The sequence below is a fragment of the Winogradskyella sp. MH6 genome (assembly GCF_022810765.1).
Taxonomy (GTDB): domain Bacteria; phylum Bacteroidota; class Bacteroidia; order Flavobacteriales; family Flavobacteriaceae; genus Winogradskyella.
The window spans coordinates 1,003,843-1,023,522 of sequence record NZ_CP094494.1; the positions used below are offsets into that span (position 1 = coordinate 1,003,843).

Sequence of the window (19,680 nt, forward strand, 5' to 3'; positions counted from 1 at the left end):
TTACCTTTAAATGCTTTAGATTAATACAGTTTCTTAATCACATTAGTCACAATTCCCCAAATAACAAAATCATTGTTTTCGGTGATTTTTATGATAGGATAATCTGGATTTTCTGGCTGTAACCAAACTTCTCCTTTATCTACTCGCAATCGTTTTACTGTAAATTCACCATCTAAAAAACAAACCGCAATTTTATTATTTTCTGGCTCTAGACTTCTATCTATAACCAACAGATCATTATCGTCTAAACCAGCTCCAATCATAGACTGTCCGCTTACTCTAGCATAAAATGTGGCTTCCTTATTTTTTACTAATTCTTCATCTAAGGATAAACGTTGCTCCTTAAAATCATCTGCTGGTGATGGAAAACCTGCAGAAATTCCTGTGTCAAAGAAATTTACTCCAGCATCTTCTACTGGTTCTGGAATAAAGAAGGTTAAGTTTTGAGATTTGTTTGTTATCATTTTACTACAATAATATCATTAATATTGGTTGTATATCTAGGTGAAAGGCGTTCTTGTCGCATCTTCCAGGTGCGTTCTAAATCCTGATTTCCTATCTTAATTTTATCACTTTTATATTTTCTGTTTATTCTATCTATTGCAGACATTAAAGGTTTATGTTTTGGGTCTTCACTTTCAAACATATCTAGTTGATAATTGTCTGTTGGCACTAAACCTGTAACTATAACTCCTGCCCTTTTATATTTAATTCCTTCTTTGAAAATAGTATCTACTGCCCTAACGGCTTGTTTGCTAATAATTAAAGACGAATCTGTAGGATATGGGAAATTTATAATCGTGCTTGCTCTATGCTGTTCCAAATCTTTTTTATGCCTATTACTACTTATAGATACAATGACCATATGGCAACTAGAACCTTGCCGTCTCAACTTTTCGGCACAACTTGTTGCAAAAGTAGAAATACGCTCTTTTATATAGTTAATATCATCATAAGTGTAGTCAAAACTTCGTGTGGTAGCAATAGCGCGCTTACGCGTTGGCTCGTCTAATTCTATTTTAGAAATACCCTCTAAATCTTTTTTAAGCTTCCACTCTGTAATAGAAAACGTTCGTCGCACCCATTCGTCATCTAGCTGTGTGAAGTCGTAAGCTGTTTTACAACCTTTAGCTTGTAAACGATTTTTTAGTTGTCTACCTATTCCCCAAACATCTTCTAATTTTATCCATTTTAAGGCTTTAATTCTCGAGTTTTCAGAATCTATAATATAGACTCCTTTGGTTTCTTTAGGAAACTTTCTTGCGATTTTATTAGCCACTTTACTTAATGCTTTTGTTGGTGCAATACCAACGCAGGTTGGAATTCCTGTCCATTTTAAAATACGTTGTCGGATCTGAATACCATAATCACCAAAATCACAATCCTTAAAACCTTTGAACTGTAAAAATGCTTCATCTATACTATACACCTCAACATCTGGTGTAAATTGCTCTAATATCTTCATTACACGACTACTCATGTCTCCATATAAAGGATAGTTAGATGATAGTACTGCAATATTATTGGCTTTACAAAAGCCTTCCCACTTAAAAATTGGTGCGCCAAAAGGTAAGTTTATTGCTTTAGCTTCATCACTCATAGAAATAACACAACCATCATTATTACTAAGAATAGCAACAGGTTTTCCTTCTAAATTAGGATTAAAAACCCTTTCGCAAGAAGCATAAAAGTTATTACAATCTACAAGTGCGTACATAGATGTAAAGATAAATAAAGTTAGACTAAATAGTATCGTCTTACTATATTTGGATATATGAAACATAGCATCATAATTTCCGAAAGCGACAGACCTATATGGCAAATCCCTATTGCAGCATTTCTATTCACAGCAGCATTAGGCTTTTTTATTAAGGTCATTTATGAGGCGCAGTTAACCAATGTAAATACCAGTTATGTAATTAATAATCTTAAAGCAGCTATTTTACTAATAATACTAGGCATTAGTTTTTGTTCTAAAAAAAGAATACATATAGATATTGTAAATTCTAGATTTAGACCTACTATTGAAGTTGGCCCAATTAAAATTGGTAAATGGAATACTATTCAAGATTACGAATATGTTTCTATATTTCATCAGCCACTTAGCAATGGTAGTTACATATTTGAAGTTAATCTTTGGTACGACAGTAACAAGCACTTTAAATTATATGAAGAATATGATTATAAGGAAGCTTTTTTAATAGCTTATGACCTGTCTGAAGAATTAGATATAGACTTGCTAGACGCAACTGTTCCTAATGATTATAAATGGAAAGATAAAGAGGAATGGAAAGATAAAATCAATTCCGTATGAAAGAAACGTTTGTTACCATCGCAAGATTCACCTACTCTAGTGAAGCACAAATCATAAAAGGTCGTCTCGAAGCTGAAGGCATTAAAGTATTTCTAAAAGATAGCATCACCATAGATACCGATCCTTTAGTTAGCAACGCCATTGGTGGTGTAAAATTGAATGTTTTAGCCGAAGATGAAAGCGAAGCGAAAGCAGTTTTAAATTCTATTTCGGCTTATACTTTAGATGATAATGGCAATGCTGTTGCCTGTTCTAATTGTGGCAGCAATAACATTAGCCTCTACTCTACTATTAATAGTTTTAAATCCTTAGTTCATTTTATAATAGGTTTTGTTTTTGGCTCACTTCCGCTAAGCGCGCGTTACGAGTATAAATGCGATAATTGCAACACTATTGTTAACTTTAAAAAGCAATAATCCTATCATAGGCTTGTTTTAACCTAGACACTACAATCTCAATTTCATCTTCATCTAAATGCCCAAAACCAAACCGAATAGCACAGGTATCTTTATCTTGATATAAAATCGTTTTTGGTAAAAACACATCTAATGCTTCCGCTTCATTTGCCAATTGCACTAGAGAAATCTGTTTTATAAATTTCAACCAAATTGCTAAACCTCCTGAAGGTTTTTCAAACTGAATAACATCTTCAAATTGTTGTTTTAGAGTTTCACACAAAACATCTCTTCGCTTTTTGTAGGTTACGATATTCTTCTTTAACAGTCTGTAAATTTCGCCTTCGTCAATTAATTCAGACAACATTTGCTCTTGTATAATATCGCCTTGCTCATCTAAAAGCGTCAAATAATTATGAGCCTCTACAATGAGGTTTTCAGGCGCTACAACAAATCCGGATTGAAAACTTGGAAAAAATGACTGTCCAATTTTACCCAAATAAATCACCATACCATTAGTATCTGCCGTTGCCATTGGCAACATGGCCGAACCATCGTACTGAAAATCATAATCGTAATCGTCTTCAATTATTGCAAACCCATAATCCTTAGCCAATTCCAATAATTGAATACGTCGTTTTGCACTTAAGGTTTTTGTAGTTGGATAATGCCTGTGTGCACTTACATAAACACATCGAATTCGATTTTTTACAAAATGTTGTCTTATATAATCTACATCGAGACCATCGTCATCCACAGGAATTGCCCTAATCGTAGATCCAGCTTCTTGAAAAATAGTGTTAGAAGCATAATGACTCAGCTGACCAACCAAAACCAAATCGTCTTGCTTTATCAGCAATTGCGATACAATATAAAGACTCATTTCAGAACTACGTGTATTCAAAAGATTGTTGGGCTTTATATGAAATCCTCGTGTGGCATTGAGATAATTACACAATTGCGTTTTAAATACTGAAGTTGATGACGTTGTAGTTCTGTTCCATTTTTGAATGAGTGGTTTACGCTTCATAGCTGCGCTATACCATCGCGAAAATTGATGCGTTGGATGCAAACGTAAATCTGGCTTGCCATCATTAATAATGTATTTGGCTTGTGTTTGCTGAAGATTAGTCGCCAAATGAAACGACTGCTGAAACGGAAAACCAGCTTCCTTAGGATAATGATACGCCTGATGCACTTGCTGTGCAGAGGCTTTAATTTTTGCTGTAGCTTGTTCTGGCAATAAAACAAAAGTGCCTTTATTCGCAATGATTTCTACCCAACCTTGAGACGCCAACTCATCATAGATTGCAACGGCTGTGTTTCTATGTATTTTTAAAAGTTGACTTAAAGTTCTTGTACCTGGCAACTTTGTTCCTTTAGATAAATATCCACGTTGAATGGCATTAATAACTTGCTGTGCTACTTGCACATAGACTGGTTGCACGATAGTTTTATCGTAAGTTATGAGTTGTTTTAAAATGGTATCAACCGGACTATTCATTCTTTTAAAAGTGGACTATTTTAATCGTCCGGAAAGTTACGACTTTTGCACTTTCAATTTAAAACGAGATATGAGAAAAGAGATTATCGCTTTTGCTTTACTAATTATGGTCGTTTTTCAGCTTAACGCTCAGGAAATTACACAACAATTAGATTCTGTTACTTTAACTGGTACACGTATCGATTTACCTTTTAAAGAAAACTCAAGAACGATAAACATAATCACATCAGATGCTATTAAAAAAAGTGCAGCTGTAAATCTTGTAGATTTATTGCAGCAAGTAGCTGGTGTAGATATTCGCAGACGTGGTACTGGTGGCAGCCAAGCTGATCTTTACATAAGAGGTGGTGGATTTGACCAAACACTTCTACTAATAGATGGTATAAAAATGGACGATGCACAAACAGGTCACCACACCATGAATGCTGCTTTACCAATAGAAGTTATTGAACGTATAGAAATTATCAAAGGACCTGCAGCCAGAGTTTTTGGTCAGAATGCCTTTAACGGAGCTATAAATATTGTGACGAAGAAGAACCTTAAAAATTCAACATCTGCAACTATTGAAACTGGATCTTTTGGACAACTTAACGGTAATGTTACTGCTGGAATAGATTTAGAAAACTCGTCGCATATTGTTCATGTTGGCAGAATGACTTCTGAAGGTTATCGAATTAATACCGATTACGACAATGCCAATTACTACCTAAAAAGTACCTTTAATAAAAATGCACAAGCTATTGAAATGACTGCTACTTTTCTTGAGCGTAAGTTTGGTGCACAGAACTTCTACACAACCAATCCTACGTTTAACGAGTACGAAGAAACTCAAAATAGCTTAATTGCATTTGGTACAACGTTTAGAACATCAACATTAAAAATTCAGCCAAGAGTTTACTGGAAACGTAATCAAGATATCTTTTTACTGAGAAGAGACGATCCAAGTTTTTATAGAAACCTACATATTTCTGATAAAATTGGAGCGGAAACAAACGCCTCTTACACTTCAGAACTAGGTGTTACCGGTTTTGGTATAGATCTCTCAAAAATTTATCTAAGAAGTAACAACTTAGGAGACCGTAACCGTTTTATGGCTAACGCTTTCTTAGAACATCGCTTTAGTTTATTAGATAACAAACTAGACATTACACCTGGTGTTGCTTTAACGTATTTTTCAGATTTCAAATTTCATGCGTTTCCTGGTTTAGATGTAGGTTATGATATTACAAACAACTTCAAAGTTTATGGAAACATCGGTTACACCTACCGAGTACCTACCTACACAGATTTATACTATAACGACCCTGTAACCAGTGGCAATGAAGATCTAGAGCCAGAAGAAGCGTTTGCACAAGAGCTTGGTTTTAAATACGTTTCACCAAAACTTACAGCAAGTATAGCTATATTTAACAGAGATGCGGATAACCTTATCGATTATGTAAGAACATCTGTAACCGAGGATGTATTTACTGCAGAAAACATTACCGAAGTTAACACCAAAGGTTTAGAGTTTGATGCTACATACAACTTTAATATTAGCAACTATAAACAAACCTTAGCGTTTGGGTACTCGTACTTAGATGATAATATTTCGGATAAAAATGAAGAATTATCACGCTATTCACTTAATACGTTGAAGCACCAATATATTACACGATTAAGTACACAGTTGTTTAAAAATGTTAGTCAAAACATTATTTACAAATATGCCGAACGTACAACAGGACAAACCTATAATGTTTGGGATGCCTCAATTGCTTTCCGATTTAATCAAGCGGAATTTACAGTAACAGCGAGCAACATTTTTGATGCTGACTATATTGAATCTGGCTTTACTCCAATGCCACCAAGTAACGTGTTATTTGGTTTACGATATACGTTTAAATAGATAGAAAACAACATATCACACTATAAATCCTGTCCTAACCGGCAGGATTTTTTTGTTGCTTTTGTAACAAAATTCAAATAAGTGCTACATATTATATGTAAGCTTATCGCTACATCCGGAATAGCGATAAAATTCAACCATCACATTCTTATCAAGGCTTTAATCCTTTAAAAATGTATCCTTTAGTTTAGAATTTATTGTAAGGTATTTCAATTAAAAGTACTAGATTTAACGCTATGAACATCCTTAGAAAGCTATTCAATTTTTTTCATGCAAAAGCTAATACTATGATAGATAATCAGTATGAGCTTGAAGACGCAATTGAAGAACAACTGAATCGCTTAAAAGAAGAACTTTCTTATACTACCGAGCATCTAAATAAAGTAAAAGCGCTAGCAATTCGTGTAAAAAATGATAATGACGAATATGACACTAAAGCAAAAAAAAGCGAAAATGAAGCTATTGCTATTTTAAAAAAAGTACAGCTTAATCAAATTGATATTTATGAAGGAGATCGCTTAGCCAGAGAGGCTTTGATAAAAAAAGAAGCATTATTAGCAAAAGTAAAAGCTACAGCAGCAGAACGTGATAAATTAGACTATAAAGTTGAATTGTTAAAAGGAAATGTAGCTATGATTCAATCAAACATTTCAGACTGGGAAAAAGAACTTGATGCTTTAAAAGCTGAAATTAAAATAATTGAAGCCGAACAAAACATAAACAAACAAATGACACATCTAAATGCTCAAAGTATTGATGATAGATTGAAATTTTTAAAAGAAAAAACACAAGAATTTCAAGACTTAAATGAGCAACCAGATGATTATATAAACTTAGATGATGCTGTAGATTTTACAATAGATGATACCATATCTAAAGCTAATGAAGATCTAAAAAAATTAAAAGAAGAATTAGGTATAAAAAACAGTAATTAATCTGTTATTTTACCAAACGCGCTCAAAATGAGTTCACTTTAAAAACACAAACCATTGGAACAGTATTTAGACATCGTATTCTCACAAGTTAACATTACGCTCAGCATTTTGTTAATCATCTTGATTTTATATTGGCTCGTTACCATGTTTAGCGGTATTGATTTCGACTTAGATGTCGATGTAGATATCGATGTTGACATTGATGCTGATGTAGATATGGAAGTCGAAAGCGGTCTGGAAAGTGGCAACATAGATTTTCAAGATGTTAGCAATGTAGAAGTAGACCGTCAGCATGTCGTAAACAAAAGAACTCGCAATTTAAAGTGGTGGCAAGTTGTTTTAATCTATTTCAACTTTGTTGGCTTACCATTTATGTTCACCTTTACCTTCTGGATTTTTAATTGGTGGCTCATATCTGTTATAACAACAACGCTAACCAACAATTACGATACTAGCTTTGGATACGTTATTGTTTTACTGGCAATACTACCATCATTATTTCTTACAAAAATAGTAACCGTACCTTTTAAGTCTTTCTTTAAAAATCTAAATAAAGATGGTGACAAAGCTATCGACTTTATAGGTTTAGAAGCAAAACTTTTATCCACTATTTCAGGAGAAAAAATGGGAAATGCCGAAGTTATAGTCGATGGAAACGTTATGAATATCTATGTAAAATCTTTAGATACTTCCGAAATTAAATTTCGTGAAAATGCCCTTATTATTAAACAATCAGATGATAAAAACTATTATTTAGTTGCAAAACCAAACCTTAATTAACATTTAAAAACCAAATAAAAACTATGGAAGGAATCTTACCTCTTATTTTAACCGGACTAGGAATTATTTTATTCCTAATCATTGTGTATTTCGCAATCATTGCGATGTTTTACAAAAAAGTACCTCAAGGCCAAGCACTTGTCAGAACAGGTTTTGGTGGTACAAAAGTAGCCACAGACAAAGGCTTGTACGTGGTACCTGTTTTTCATCGTGTAGAGATTATGGATGTCTCTGTAAAGAAAATCCAAATAGAACGTTTGGGTACAGAAGGTCTTATCTGTAAAGACAATATGCGTGCAGATATTAAAGTTGCCTTTTTCGTTCGTGTAAATAATGAAGTAGAATTTATAAAGAAAGTAGCACAAACTATTGGTGTAGATCGTGCCTCTCGCATAGAGACTTTAGAGGATCTTTTTGAAGCGAAATTCTCAGAAGCCTTAAAAACAGTTGGTAAGAAGTTTGAATTCATTCAATTATATGAAGCACGTCGCGAATTTAGAGACGAAATCGTAGACATTATTGGTACAGATCTTAATGGCTACACGCTAGAAGATTGCGCTATCGATTATTTAGAGCAAACAGCGGTTTCATTCTTAAAACCAGATAACATCTTAGATGCAGAAGGTATTAAGAAGATTACTGATCTTACTGCTGAGCAAAATATTAAAGCCAATTTAATAAAGCGTGATGAAGAAAAAATTATCCGTAAGCAAGATGTTGAAGCTCAAGAAGCTATCTTAGAATTGGATAAGCAATTGGCTGAAAAAGAAGAACAACAAAAACGTGAAATTGCTAACATAAAAGCTCGTGAAGAGGCTGCGACTTTAAAAGTGGCAGAAGAAGAGCGTTTAAAATCTGAAACTGCACGTATAGCAACCGAAGAAAAAGTAAAAGTTGCCGAAGAAAATATGCAACGTCAAATCATTGTTGCAGAGAAAAATAAGCAACGTACAGATGCTATAGAAAGCGAACGTGTAGAGAAAGACCGTTTATTAGAAAGAACTGAAAAAGAACGTATCGTTACGTTGGCTCAAATTGAAAAAGAGAAGGTTGTTGAAGTAGAGAAAAAGAACATTCAAGATGTTATTAGAGATCGTGTTACGCTAGAAAAAGGTGTGGTTGAAGAGCAGGAAAACATGAAAGATATTGAAGCTTTCAAAACTGCTGACAGAGCAAAACAAGTGGCTATAACAAATGCTGAAGCGGCTGCACAAGAAGACTTAATAAAAACTATAAAATCTGCTGAAGCACAGAAAGAAGCTGCAAAACAAAAAGCTGAAGAATTAAACATAGAAGCACAAGCGCAAAAAGAAGCGAGTGAAAAAGAAGCTGAAGCTCGTAAAACACTTGCTGAAGCAAAAGCAAAAGAAGAAGCTACAATTGGTATGTCTGAAGCCCAAGTGATGCATGCAAAAGCTGAAGCTAGTGAAAGACAAGGTGTTGTTGATGCATTAATTATTCAGAAAAAAGCAGAAGCAGAAGCGAGCGGAATTACTGCTAAAGCGGAAGCTAAACGATTAGAAGGGTTAGCAGAAGCTCAAGTTATTAAAGAGAAAGCTATGGCAGATGCTTCAGGAATTGAAGAAAAAGCTGAAGCAATGAAGAAGTTAGATGGTGTTGGTAAAGAGCACGAAGAATTCAAACTTAAACTTGATAAAGAATTACAGGTTGACCTTGCTAAAATAAATATTCAGAAAGAAATTGCTGATGCACAAGCTAAAGTAATTGGTGAAGCTTTAAGAGCTGCTAAAATTGATATTGTTGGTGGTGAGACTATGTTCTTTGAGCAAATTATAGGACAGATAACAAAAGCCAAAGGTTATGATCGTTTGGTACAACACTCAGAAACTGTAAGCGAAGTAAAAGACGCTATACTTAGTAGCGATGATGTAAAAGGAAACCTACTCGATAAAGTAAAGTCCTTTGCAGATAAATATGGTATAAGTTCAGAAGATATTAAAAACTTAACTATTGCCAATTTACTGAGCAATCTACAAGATAAATCTGATGATAAAAGTGAACAAACCATGTTAAGTAATCTATTCAACCTTGCAAAAGGCATGGGATTATCTAACAAAAAGATGAATGATTTATAAAAGTTGTAGGGCTGTTTAAAAAAGAGAACTTTTTTAAACAGCCTTTTCTACAAACCTTTAAGAGACGAGTAGTTAATGATGTCTCCTCGAGCGCAGTCGAGAGGTTTTAATTAAAATTTTAAACATTATTAGGTCTCGACTGCGCTCGACCAGACATCAAATTTGTGATGATATTTTGAATGCACTATAAAGAACTTTTATAAAAAATGGCAGACAACCAAACTGATGATAATATAGCTTTAGATTCTGGAACTTACGAAATCATTCAGAGTCGTTTACTAAAGCAAAAAAACGATTTACAAAACCGTTTACATCGACTTAACGAAGAGCGTAAAACCGTTTTTGGATCCTTAGAAACGCAACTCATTGCTAACGATCGTATCAATACGGAAAACAACTGTATTGCAAGAGATATCGTTTCTATAGGAAACCAAAGCTTATTTGGGTATAACGTACATTTTGGACTGCGTACATCTATTTCCTTGAGCGATGTTTTTAGCGTTTATCAGTTTCAGCGACAAGAGGATGCTCTCAGGTTTGAAGAAAGTCCAACAGGATTGCAAATTATTGATGATCCTGTGTTTAAAAACGACTTCGAAAATCTATATAAATATTATCGAAATACCATTTTTTCAAAGTTTGCCATTATCGGGAATTACCTCCACATGGTATTTCAGTTAAGCGAATCGGTTACTGATATTAAAACATTCAAATGGCTTATTAATGGAAACACCTTAGAATATGTAGATAACCGTAGTGAGCACGAATACAAATACCCTAGACAATACGATTTTATCTGGAATGAAGCTGGTCGTGACCATCAACGCAATGGAAAACATGCACATGTTTCTATACTAGATAAGGTTTTTGTAGAAACCATTGGTGGAGATTTAACTATTAAAGTCGAAGACAACACAGACGACGGCAAAGGTATTTACAGTGAAGATGTTGAGCATAAAGATCAAACACTAGATGATGGTCAGTACCGTTATGCCGATTTGGGAAATCTAATTGTTTTAGAGATAAAACCATTTCAAGAACAACCACGATATTTTGTTTACAACCATAAACTTAAAGTTGTTGAAAAAGTTGATTCCATTGCACAATCAGCTGTTTTGTTACCAGACGATCAAGGTATTATTTTCCCAAGTGGATACTATCTGCAAACTGGTGAGTACAATGTGTTTTCAAACACAACGTTTCAATTAAAATTTCAGCAAAAAATAACTTCCCCAAATGGAGAAGATCACCTTTATATTTACTATGATCCTAGCGACGGTGTTTATGTTTTAATGTCTTACAACGTCATTGATCAGGAGGTAAAAACACCTATAATCTGTAATGGATTTACAATTCTAGATAATGGTGAGCTGTGTTATTTCCGCACTGAAGAAGAACAAACCAAACATCACATGATGCAAATATGGCAAACACCTTATTTAAAAGGTGATATTATGCCTTCTGAGCATCAAGATACTTTACTTTATAAAATTGGGAATAAGGATATTGTTAAAGCCATGGCCGAAACTAACGAACTTATTACACTACTAAATAAAGAAGATAGTTATGATGGGTTGTATGATGATATTGCACGAGTATCTAAAGACATTTTAGATGCTTATTATTGGATTTCTAAAGAAGAGACCCAACAGCTTAATATACCTTTGGCGGAAATTAATAAAGCCTCTAATGCTGCCATAGATGAATTTGAAAAGGTAAAGCAATTACGCAAACAAGCTGAGCAAGAAACCCTTTCTATTTCTAAGAAGTCCGAAGAACTTTTCAGTAAGATTAAAAGCACGTCTTTTAAGTCCATTAATGATTTTGTAGATCTACTAACACAGTTACGTTCCATTAGAGGTGAGGCTATTGGATTGTATGAAGTTCGTTATGTAGATCATGATTTCATTAAAGGTATCGAAACCCAAATCTTAGAACAAAACGACACCATTTCTAGGCGTGCAACTACATTTCTTTTAGATGATAAAGCTTTAGAACCGTATCACAACGCCATTAACGAAAAGCAAAAAACACTAGAAGAGTTAAAAAAGGTTATCGAGATAAAAGTTTTAGAGGAAGAAGTAAATAAAATTGCTGAAGATTTAGAACTGCTTATCGATATTGTATCAAATCTCGATATTGAAGACACCTCGCACTCCACTAAAATTATTGAGAATATCTCTCTGATTTTTGCTACAATCAATCAGGTTAAAGCGGCAATAAAAAACAAATTAAAAGCTGTTGGCAAAAAAGAAGCACAAGCCGATTTTACTGCACAACTCAAACTTATTGACCAAAGTATCATCAACTATATTGATATTGCCAACACACCCGAAAAATGTGATGAATTTCTCACGAAGGTTTCTATTCAACTTGAAGAATTAGAAGGTAAGTTTTCAGATTTTGAAGAATACATTACTCAAATTATAGAAAAACGAGAAGAGGTTTATGCGGCTTTTGATAATCGTAAATCTAGCCTTGTAGAAGCTCGAAACAAAAAAACAATTGCCTTACAAAATGCTGCGCAACGCATTATAAATGGTGCACAAAAAAAGTCACAATCTTTAGAAGATATTGCTGCTATAAATGGCTATTTTGCTAGTGACCTTATGATAAATAAGGTGCGAGATATTATTGGTCAGTTAAAAGAGCTCGGCGATGTTGGTAAATCTGAAGCCATAGAAACAGCGCTTAAAGTCGCGCGTGAAGATGCTTTACGAAAACTGAAAGACAAAAACGAACTCTACGAAGATGGAGACAACGTTATAAAATTAGGAAAGCACAAGTTTGGCGTTAATAAGCAACAGCTAGATGTTACCATAGTTTTTAAAAATAATGAGCTGTTCTACCATCTTACAGGTACCGATTTTTATCAGAAACTGAATCATGAGGTACTTAATAACTCAAAAGACATTTGGGATCAAGAATTAATTTCTGAAGATCAACAAACCTACAGAGCTGCTTATCTTGCCTATAAGATGTTCTCTACTGGTGATAAAAATTCACTACTTGAACTAAAAGATGCTGAGTTACTAAGCCATGTACAAGATTACATCAGTGGTGATTATTCAGGTGGTTATGTTAAAGGTGTTCATGATTTTGATGCCACGCAATTTCTAAAAGTTCTATTACAAAAACATCAGGAATTAGATTTATTAATCTATCCGCCAAATGTAAGAGCTGAAGCACAATTTTTCTGGAATAATCTTTCTGAAGAAAGTCTAAAAGCGTACAATCATGACTTAAAAAGTGCTGGTGAGGTTTTGGCTGTTTTTCCAAACAGCAAGGAATATAACTTTATCATTGATGAGCTAGCGGAAGACATTCAAACTTCAAGAAAAATTGAAGCTAATAGTGCCAAAACTATTGCAGAATACCTTTTTAACGAACTGAAAGACAATGATACATTTACAGTAAGTAATGAAGCTATAAAACTAAAAGAAGCTTTTGAAAAGGAATTAAAAACACAAAAAGCTACCGAAAAATTTAAACAACGTCTTAACGATAGTGCTACCCAAAAAGATCGTATAGAATTGGTAAAGCATTGGGTTTCGGCATTTGCAAAAGCGAATGAAAATACATTAGTTCAATATGTAAATGAATGTGTAGCCTGTATTCTATATAAAAACAATAGCGCTTCTAATACTGCTGTTGCAGAAACTGAAATTAAAGATTTAAAAGGCGTTCATCCTAGTATTATTGATGGCACCTTTCAATTTAGCTATCATAAATTCTCTGAAGAACTAGAACATTTTAACAGTGTAAAAGTTCCTGCATTTGCAGCTTTTAAATCGGCAAAACATGAGGTTATAGAACAACTCAAGGAACAATTGAGATTGGATGAATTTAAACCTCGCGTATTAAGTTCTTTCGTTAGAAACAAACTTATAAATCAGGTGTATTTTCCACTTATTGGAGATAATTTAGCAAAGCAATTAGGTACTGTTGGCGATACCAAACGTATAGACCGAATGGGCTTATTGTTACTGATTTCACCACCTGGATATGGTAAAACGACATTAATGGAATATGTAGCCAACAGACTTGGCTTAATATTCATGAAAATTAATGGTCCTGCCATAGGTCACGAAGTGACCTCTGTAGATCCTGAAGCTGCAAATAATTCTGCTGCCAGAGAAGAGCTTAAAAAATTAAACTTAGCTTTTGAAATGGGTGACAATGTCATGCTGTATCTAGACGATATTCAGCATTGTAATCCTGAGTTTTTGCAAAAGTTTATCAGTCTATCTGATGGTACGCGTAAGATTGAAGGTGTTTACCAAGGCAAACCTAAAACCTATGATTTAAGAAGTAAGAAGTTTTGTGTTATCATGGCTGGTAATCCATATACCGAAAGCGGTGAAAAATTCCAGATACCAGACATGCTTGCTAACCGTGCAGACATCTACAACTTAGGTGATATTATTGGAGATACAGCACACTTGTTTGAGTTAAGCCTTATTGAAAATGCCTTGACAAGTAATCCTGTTTTACAACAATTAAGCACCAAATATTTTGATGATATTTATACTTTAATTGACCGTGCACAGCATAACACAGCAGACGCAGAACTTAAAGGCAATCATAGTAACCAAGAAGTTGCAGATTATGTTTCTGTGATTGAAAAAGTCATCAAAATAAGAAACACTGTTCTTAAGGTAAACGAGACCTATATTGCCAGTGCAGGTATGGAAGACAGTTATCGTACTGAGCCTAGCTTTAAGTTACAAGGATCGTACAGAGACATGAACAAGTTGGTTGCCAAAGTGGTGCCGATAATGGATGATAAAGAATTGCAAACCTTAGTATTGTCGCACTACGAAAACGAATCGCAAACCTTAACTAGCGCTGCAGAAGCTAATCTTTTAAAGTATAAAGAACTAAGCAATTCACTAACCGAAGAAGAGTTACAGCGTTGGGAAGATATCAAAGTTATTTTCGCAAAAAACAATAAGTTAAATAGTCTAGGTGGTCAAAACCAAATGTCCCAAATTATAGCACAGATGGTAGACTTTACAGATAATATTGAAGGTATAAAAGAAATACTGAGACAAGGATTTTTAGATAAAAAATAGAATTTGATAATAAACACTATAAGGTTGTCAGAGAATTATGATAGTCTGTCATTCTGAACTCGTTTCAGAATCTAAATGAACTCATTTTATTTTTTTAGAATCTGAAATAAATTCAGATTGACAAAATCTTAACTTTTTTATACAGTTTTATCTTTTCACCATAGGATTTACTAATCAGTAATAAGTTATTTTTTATCATACAATTTAAACCAATTGGTAACGTTTTCTTAACTTTGGAGCTTTAAAGTTTTAGCCGTTGCAATTAGACCTTCAAGACATACCTCGCGTAAAAACGATTACGAAAGAGGATTTTATCAAAAATTACTTCAAACCACAAAAACCTGTGGTTATAGAACGTTTTATTGAAGATTGGCCTGCATACACTAAGTGGAGCTTAGACTACATGAAAGAGGTTGCTGGTGACAAAACCGTACCTCTTTACGACGATAGACCTGTAGACTACAAAGACGGTTTCAACGAAGCTCATGCTAAAATGAAAATGAGCGATTATGTAGACTTACTAAAACGAGAGCCTACGAAATTTAGAATTTTTCTTTGGAATATCTTAAAAGAAGTACCGCAACTTCAAAATGACTTTAGTTATCCTGACTTCGGACTGCGTTTAATGAAAGGTTTACCAATGCTATTCTTTGGTGGTAGAGACTCTTACACCTTTATGCACTACGATATTGATTTAGCGAATATTTTCCACTTTCATTTTGAAGGTAAAAAACAGTGCATCCTATTCGATCAAAAGCAAAATAAATATCTATATAAAGTACCTCATTCGCTTATTACGAGAGAGGATATTGATTTTGCAAATCCAGATTTTGAAAAATGGCCTGCTTTAAAACATGCTAAAGGTTGGATCTGCAACCTCAACCATGGCGAAGTACTATATATGCCAGAAGGCTATTGGCACTACATGCGCTACTTAACACCTGGTTTTTCTATGAGTTTACGTGCCATTGCACGCAATCCTAAAAACTTGAGTAAAGCTTTGTACAACATCTTTTTAATGCGTAATTATGATAATTTAATGCGAAGAATTAGAGGACAAAAGTGGATAGACTGGAAAAACGAAAAAGCCATAATCAACACAAAGCGTTATGTTTAATTTTCTGACATACAATCTATTTGTATATTTGCCGACATTTTTAAAAATTAAGAACATGAAAAATATTGTATTAATAGCAGCATTGCTACTATTTAGTTTTGGAAACTCTCAAGCTTTTCAAGGAAAAGGTGACCAAAAATTTCAGGTTGGTGCTAACTTTCAGGATGAAGCCACAGGTCTTAACCTTACTTACGATTATGGTTTAGGAGAAAACATCTCTGTTGGTGTGTCTTCTTCTTATGCTTTAGGCGTTGATGATGTATTAGCTGATGTCACTGATTTTGGAGATCGTTTCGATCTTAAAGCACGTTTCAATGCCAACTTAGGAAATGTTATCAATATTGATGAGAACTTTGATTTTTATCCAGGTCTTAGCCTTAGTTTAAAGAATTTCGGCGGACATTTAGGTGCACGTTACTTCTTCTCTGATGGTTTTGGAATTTACACTGAAGCAGCGTTTCCACTTGCAAAATATGATGACAAAGTAGACTTGTTTTACAACCAATTTACGTTTAACATTGGAGCAAGTTTTAATCTATAAACTTCTCAAAACATAACATTTAAAAAAGCCTTTTCGTTTATTCGAAAAGGCTTTTTTGTGTTAATTCCCAAAACAAGATTTGATTTATCTTACAAATTAAAGTTGTTCGTCGAGTTTAAACATCCTTTCATAATTTAAAAGTGCTGTTCATCGAAAAATATTGCTTTTTACCATCTTATTTTATTTTATTGTAATTCATTTTAAATCCCCTTTTAAAGTGACCCTAACAACCAAAATCAACTATGAAAACAACCTACTGTTTTCAAATGTTATTTGCTACTCTATGTTTAACTGTAATCAGCTCCTATGGATTAAGTAGTAATACATTTGACAAGAAAAGAAACTTAGATTACTTAAATTTCAATTCGTTTCCTACCTCGCTAAATGGATTTGAATATGAAATAAACCAAGGGCCCTCAGCCAATCAAACTTTTACAGTTAATGATGAACTGCCACTAACACGCCCTTACACTGTAACGGCACCTGTAGGCTACGAGGTTTCTACTTCTGCTACATCAGGGTTTAGTAATTCTATTGTAATTTCTGGAGCTACCATAGATCTTGGAGCTGTACCAGTTTATGTTCGCCTAAGTTCTAGCCTAGAAATTAACACCTATACTGGTAATCTTAGTATTACGGCACCAGACACTACCGTAGAATCTATTTATTATCCAGAAATTAATGAATCTATTAGTTTATCTGGTGAAGTATCTCGAAAATCTTCAACTTGGAACGGAAGTATATGGAGTAACGGTACACCAGATATAGAAACAATAGTAACTATAGACAATAATTATTCAACCTCTTCTTATGGTGATTTAAGTGCATGGTCGCTACATGTAAATTCAGGTAATCAATTAACCATTAATAATAACACCTACATAGAAGTTGAAAATGACGTTGTTATTGAAGGTACACTTCTGGTCACAACAAGTGGATCTTTTGTTCAGAATAATGATTCGGCTAACTTTACAGTTTTAGGATCTGGAGAAGCAATTGTTAGTAAATATACCTCTGCTTTAAATAATTGGTATGACTATACTTATTGGAGTTCTCCTGTTAGTGGAGCAGTAACAAGTGATGTGTTTTCTTCCTCCAACCCTAATTATCGCTATTGGTTTAATGCTCAAAATTATTTGGATGTATTACAAGAAACCAACAATGGAAATACTTATGTAGCTGGAAATGACGATATAGATGACGATGGTAATGATTGGACCTTGTTAGGCAATACAGAAACTCTTTTACCTGGAATTGGGTATGCCACCACACACTCTTCCATTGGTTTTTCCCCTGGAAATTCTTATAACTATATTTTTTCTGGTCCTTTTAATACAGGTAGCATAAATGCTCCTATTTATTACAATGGAGATAATGGAGATAACGATTGGAACTTTATTGGTAATCCTTATCCCTCAGCTATTAGTGTAGATTTGTTCTTTGCTGAGAACAGTTCTATTGTTGGCAACGCTGTTTATTTATGGTCTCATGCTTCACCACCTAGTGATTCAAACAACGGTAACGAGACTTTAAATTTTAGTACTGATGATTATGCAATTATCAATGCTGGGAGCGGAGAGGTTGCTGGTGGGTCTTCGGTTATTCCCGAAAGGTATATTCCTTCTGGTCAAGGATTTTTTATTCAAGGAAAAGCAGATGGCAATGCCGTTTTTAATAATTCTATGCGTATTAAAGATAATATTAGTAATAGCCAATTCTTTAGACAGGATATTAATACAACAGATAACAAACTTTGGTTAAATCTAACATCAGACAACGGAGTATTTAATCAAATTTTGGTCGCTTATGTAAACGGAGCTACCGACGGTAATGATGGTTCTGCATATGATTCGCCTCGTTTTCTGTCTTCTGGTACGTCTGCTATAATATTCACCACTATAGAAAACGATACAGACAAAAAATACGCTATACAAGGCAAATCGGTATCGAGTATTAACACTGAAGAAGTTATTAAGCTAGGCTTTTATACATCCATTACAGAGCCTACTGTTTACAATTTCTCAATACCCAAAAAACAAGGTCCATTTATAAACAATCAACCCATTTTTATAAAAGACAATCTGCTTAATATTACTCACAACCTTGTTGAATCTGACTATAATTTCACTTCAGCTATCGGTAACTTTACAGATCGTTTCGAAATTGTTTTTAATGCTGAAACTCTTGGCGTTAATGATAACTCTCTAAATGACCATCAGCTTTCAATAACAAAACTGAATGAAGACGATATAAAATTTATTGTAAATAATAGTTCTCTAATAGAAAACATAAAGCTTTATAGTTTAGAAGGAAAACTTATTTGCGATAACAATATACATTCTCAAAGTAGTATTCTAAATCTACCTAACCGTAGCTCTGGCATATATTTGGCAAGGGTAAAACTTAATAGCGGTGTAATAGTTAACCGGAAATTAACATTATAACTCATTACATTTTGTTTGAGAACTAAAACCTGCGATGATATTATATCTCGCAGGTTTTTTTACAAATACTCATTAAGTTTTTGATACACCAAATGGCTTTCCCAACCTCTGTATAACAGATAATCTGCAACCTTCTTTTTCTTCTTGTAGATGTTTTTTTCGTTGACTTGCGCTATGCGCTTTTGTGTTAGCTCATCTAAAGTTTCAAAATAATCTTGGTCTTCAATTTCCTTTAAAGCTACATCAATAGCATACTTTGAAATATCCTTGAATTTTAACTCTCTCACCAATCTGTTTTTTCCCCATTTTTTTATTCTGAATTTTCCTCGCACAAAAGCCTTTGCAAAACGTTCTTCGTTGAGATAGTTATTTTGAATAAGGTGAACCATAATTTTATCAACAGCCTCAGAAATCATGTTCATGTCTTGTAGCTTTGCCCTTACTTCTTTATGACAACGCTCTTGGTAAGCACAGTAGCTTTCGAGCTTATTTTGCGCTTCATCGACAGTATATGTTTTTTGTTGGTTCATTTAACGAAAATAACAATTTGTTAATATTTTGCAATCTTTAACTATCTGTTAATTAGTTAAT

At 33.9% G+C, this 19,680-nt stretch carries 14 protein-coding genes; 10 read left to right on the forward strand and 4 right to left on the reverse strand.

Annotation, left to right across the window (positions count from 1 at the left end):
* Nucleotides 1-20 precede the first annotated feature (20 nt).
* Together MST30_RS04450 and MST30_RS04455 are read right to left on the reverse strand one after the other, a co-directional pair.
* Nucleotides 21-464, reverse strand: a complete 444-nt coding sequence (locus MST30_RS04450; RefSeq protein ID WP_243473201.1) for a LexA family protein — start codon at nt 462-464, stop codon at nt 21-23.
* A complete protein-coding gene (locus tag MST30_RS04455) occupies nt 461-1,717 on the reverse strand; it encodes a Y-family DNA polymerase (protein ID WP_243473202.1) in 1,257 nt (418 codons plus the stop codon). The genes MST30_RS04450 and MST30_RS04455 overlap by 4 nt, the downstream gene beginning before the upstream one ends.
* Before the next feature lie 57 nt (nt 1,718-1,774).
* Here MST30_RS04455 and MST30_RS04460 point away from each other — a divergent pair, with 57 nt between their 5' ends.
* Entirely contained in the window at nt 1,775-2,314 is a 540-nt protein-coding gene (locus tag MST30_RS04460) for a hypothetical protein (RefSeq protein ID WP_243473203.1), read from the forward strand.
* Nucleotides 2,311-2,730 carry a putative signal transducing protein gene (locus MST30_RS04465; protein WP_243473204.1) on the forward strand — a complete coding sequence of 140 codons (420 nt, stop codon included), beginning with the start codon at nt 2,311-2,313 and terminating at the stop codon, nt 2,728-2,730. Before MST30_RS04460 ends, MST30_RS04465 begins: the two co-directional genes overlap by 4 nt.
* Here the strand turns inward: MST30_RS04465 and MST30_RS04470 are convergent.
* The gene (locus tag MST30_RS04470; RefSeq protein WP_243473205.1) at nt 2,717-4,213 is read right to left on the reverse strand and encodes an aminotransferase-like domain-containing protein; all 1,497 of its coding nucleotides are present in this window, start codon (nt 4,211-4,213) and stop codon (nt 2,717-2,719) included. The two genes, MST30_RS04465 and MST30_RS04470, sit on opposite strands and share 14 nt — an antisense overlap.
* 70 nt (nt 4,214-4,283) lie before the next feature.
* Here MST30_RS04470 and MST30_RS04475 point away from each other — a divergent pair, with 70 nt between their 5' ends.
* The 8 genes from MST30_RS04475 to MST30_RS04510 all read left to right on the forward strand — a co-directional run bounded on the left by MST30_RS04475 (nt 4,284) and on the right by MST30_RS04510 (nt 19,089).
* Nucleotides 4,284-6,101 (forward strand): TonB-dependent receptor plug domain-containing protein, encoded by a 1,818-nt coding sequence (locus MST30_RS04475; protein ID WP_243473206.1) that lies wholly within the window; start codon nt 4,284-4,286, stop codon nt 6,099-6,101.
* A 236-nt stretch (nt 6,102-6,337) separates the two neighbouring features.
* Nucleotides 6,338-7,036, forward strand: coding sequence for a PspA/IM30 family protein (locus MST30_RS04480; protein WP_243473207.1), 699 nt, complete (start codon nt 6,338-6,340; stop codon nt 7,034-7,036).
* Nucleotides 7,037-7,090: 54 nt separating this feature from the next.
* Complete coding sequence (locus MST30_RS04485; RefSeq protein WP_243473208.1) at nt 7,091-7,816, forward strand: hypothetical protein; 726 nt, start codon at nt 7,091-7,093, stop codon at nt 7,814-7,816.
* A gap of 23 nt (nt 7,817-7,839) precedes the next feature.
* Nucleotides 7,840-9,912 (forward strand): flotillin family protein, encoded by a 2,073-nt coding sequence (locus MST30_RS04490; RefSeq protein WP_243473209.1) that lies wholly within the window; start codon nt 7,840-7,842, stop codon nt 9,910-9,912.
* A 206-nt stretch (nt 9,913-10,118) separates the two neighbouring features.
* On the forward strand, nt 10,119-14,987 hold the full coding sequence (locus MST30_RS04495; protein WP_243473210.1) for a DNA repair ATPase: 4,869 nt from the start codon (nt 10,119-10,121) through the stop codon (nt 14,985-14,987).
* A gap of 256 nt (nt 14,988-15,243) precedes the next feature.
* Entirely contained in the window at nt 15,244-16,104 is an 861-nt protein-coding gene (locus tag MST30_RS04500; RefSeq protein WP_243473211.1) for a cupin-like domain-containing protein, read from the forward strand.
* Nucleotides 16,105-16,159: 55 nt separating this feature from the next.
* Nucleotides 16,160-16,645 carry a DUF6646 family protein gene (locus MST30_RS04505; protein WP_243473212.1) on the forward strand — a complete coding sequence of 162 codons (486 nt, stop codon included), beginning with the start codon at nt 16,160-16,162 and terminating at the stop codon, nt 16,643-16,645.
* A 242-nt stretch (nt 16,646-16,887) separates the two neighbouring features.
* The gene (locus tag MST30_RS04510; RefSeq protein ID WP_243473213.1) at nt 16,888-19,089 is read left to right on the forward strand and encodes a T9SS type A sorting domain-containing protein; all 2,202 of its coding nucleotides are present in this window, start codon (nt 16,888-16,890) and stop codon (nt 19,087-19,089) included.
* A 59-nt stretch (nt 19,090-19,148) separates the two neighbouring features.
* Here the strand turns inward: MST30_RS04510 and MST30_RS04515 are convergent, their stop codons facing one another.
* Nucleotides 19,149-19,619: a regulatory protein RecX gene (locus tag MST30_RS04515; RefSeq protein WP_243473214.1), complete on the reverse strand. Its 471-nt coding sequence runs from the start codon at nt 19,617-19,619 to the stop codon at nt 19,149-19,151.
* Nucleotides 19,620-19,680: the final 61 nt, after the last annotated feature.

Excerpts from the sequence above, each read along its gene's own strand:
- MST30_RS04490 (WP_243473209.1), top strand. The coding sequence starts at position 7,840 with ATGGAAGGAATCTTACCTCTTATTTTAACCGGACTAGGAATTATTTTA.
- MST30_RS04505 (WP_243473212.1), top strand. The coding sequence starts at position 16,160 with ATGAAAAATATTGTATTAATAGCAGCATTGCTACTATTTAGTTTTGGA.
- MST30_RS04455 (WP_243473202.1), bottom strand. The coding sequence starts at position 1,717 with ATGTACGCACTTGTAGATTGTAATAACTTTTATGCTTCTTGCGAAAGG.
- MST30_RS04465 (WP_243473204.1), top strand. The coding sequence starts at position 2,311 with ATGAAAGAAACGTTTGTTACCATCGCAAGATTCACCTACTCTAGTGAA.
- MST30_RS04470 (WP_243473205.1), bottom strand. The coding sequence starts at position 4,213 with ATGAATAGTCCGGTTGATACCATTTTAAAACAACTCATAACTTACGAT.
- MST30_RS04450 (WP_243473201.1), bottom strand. The coding sequence starts at position 464 with ATGATAACAAACAAATCTCAAAACTTAACCTTCTTTATTCCAGAACCA.
- MST30_RS04515 (WP_243473214.1), bottom strand. The coding sequence starts at position 19,619 with ATGAACCAACAAAAAACATATACTGTCGATGAAGCGCAAAATAAGCTC.
- MST30_RS04460 (WP_243473203.1), top strand. The coding sequence starts at position 1,775 with ATGAAACATAGCATCATAATTTCCGAAAGCGACAGACCTATATGGCAA.
- MST30_RS04475 (WP_243473206.1), top strand. The coding sequence starts at position 4,284 with ATGAGAAAAGAGATTATCGCTTTTGCTTTACTAATTATGGTCGTTTTT.
- MST30_RS04480 (WP_243473207.1), top strand. The coding sequence starts at position 6,338 with ATGAACATCCTTAGAAAGCTATTCAATTTTTTTCATGCAAAAGCTAAT.
- MST30_RS04510 (WP_243473213.1), top strand. The coding sequence starts at position 16,888 with ATGAAAACAACCTACTGTTTTCAAATGTTATTTGCTACTCTATGTTTA.
- MST30_RS04495 (WP_243473210.1), top strand. The coding sequence starts at position 10,119 with ATGGCAGACAACCAAACTGATGATAATATAGCTTTAGATTCTGGAACT.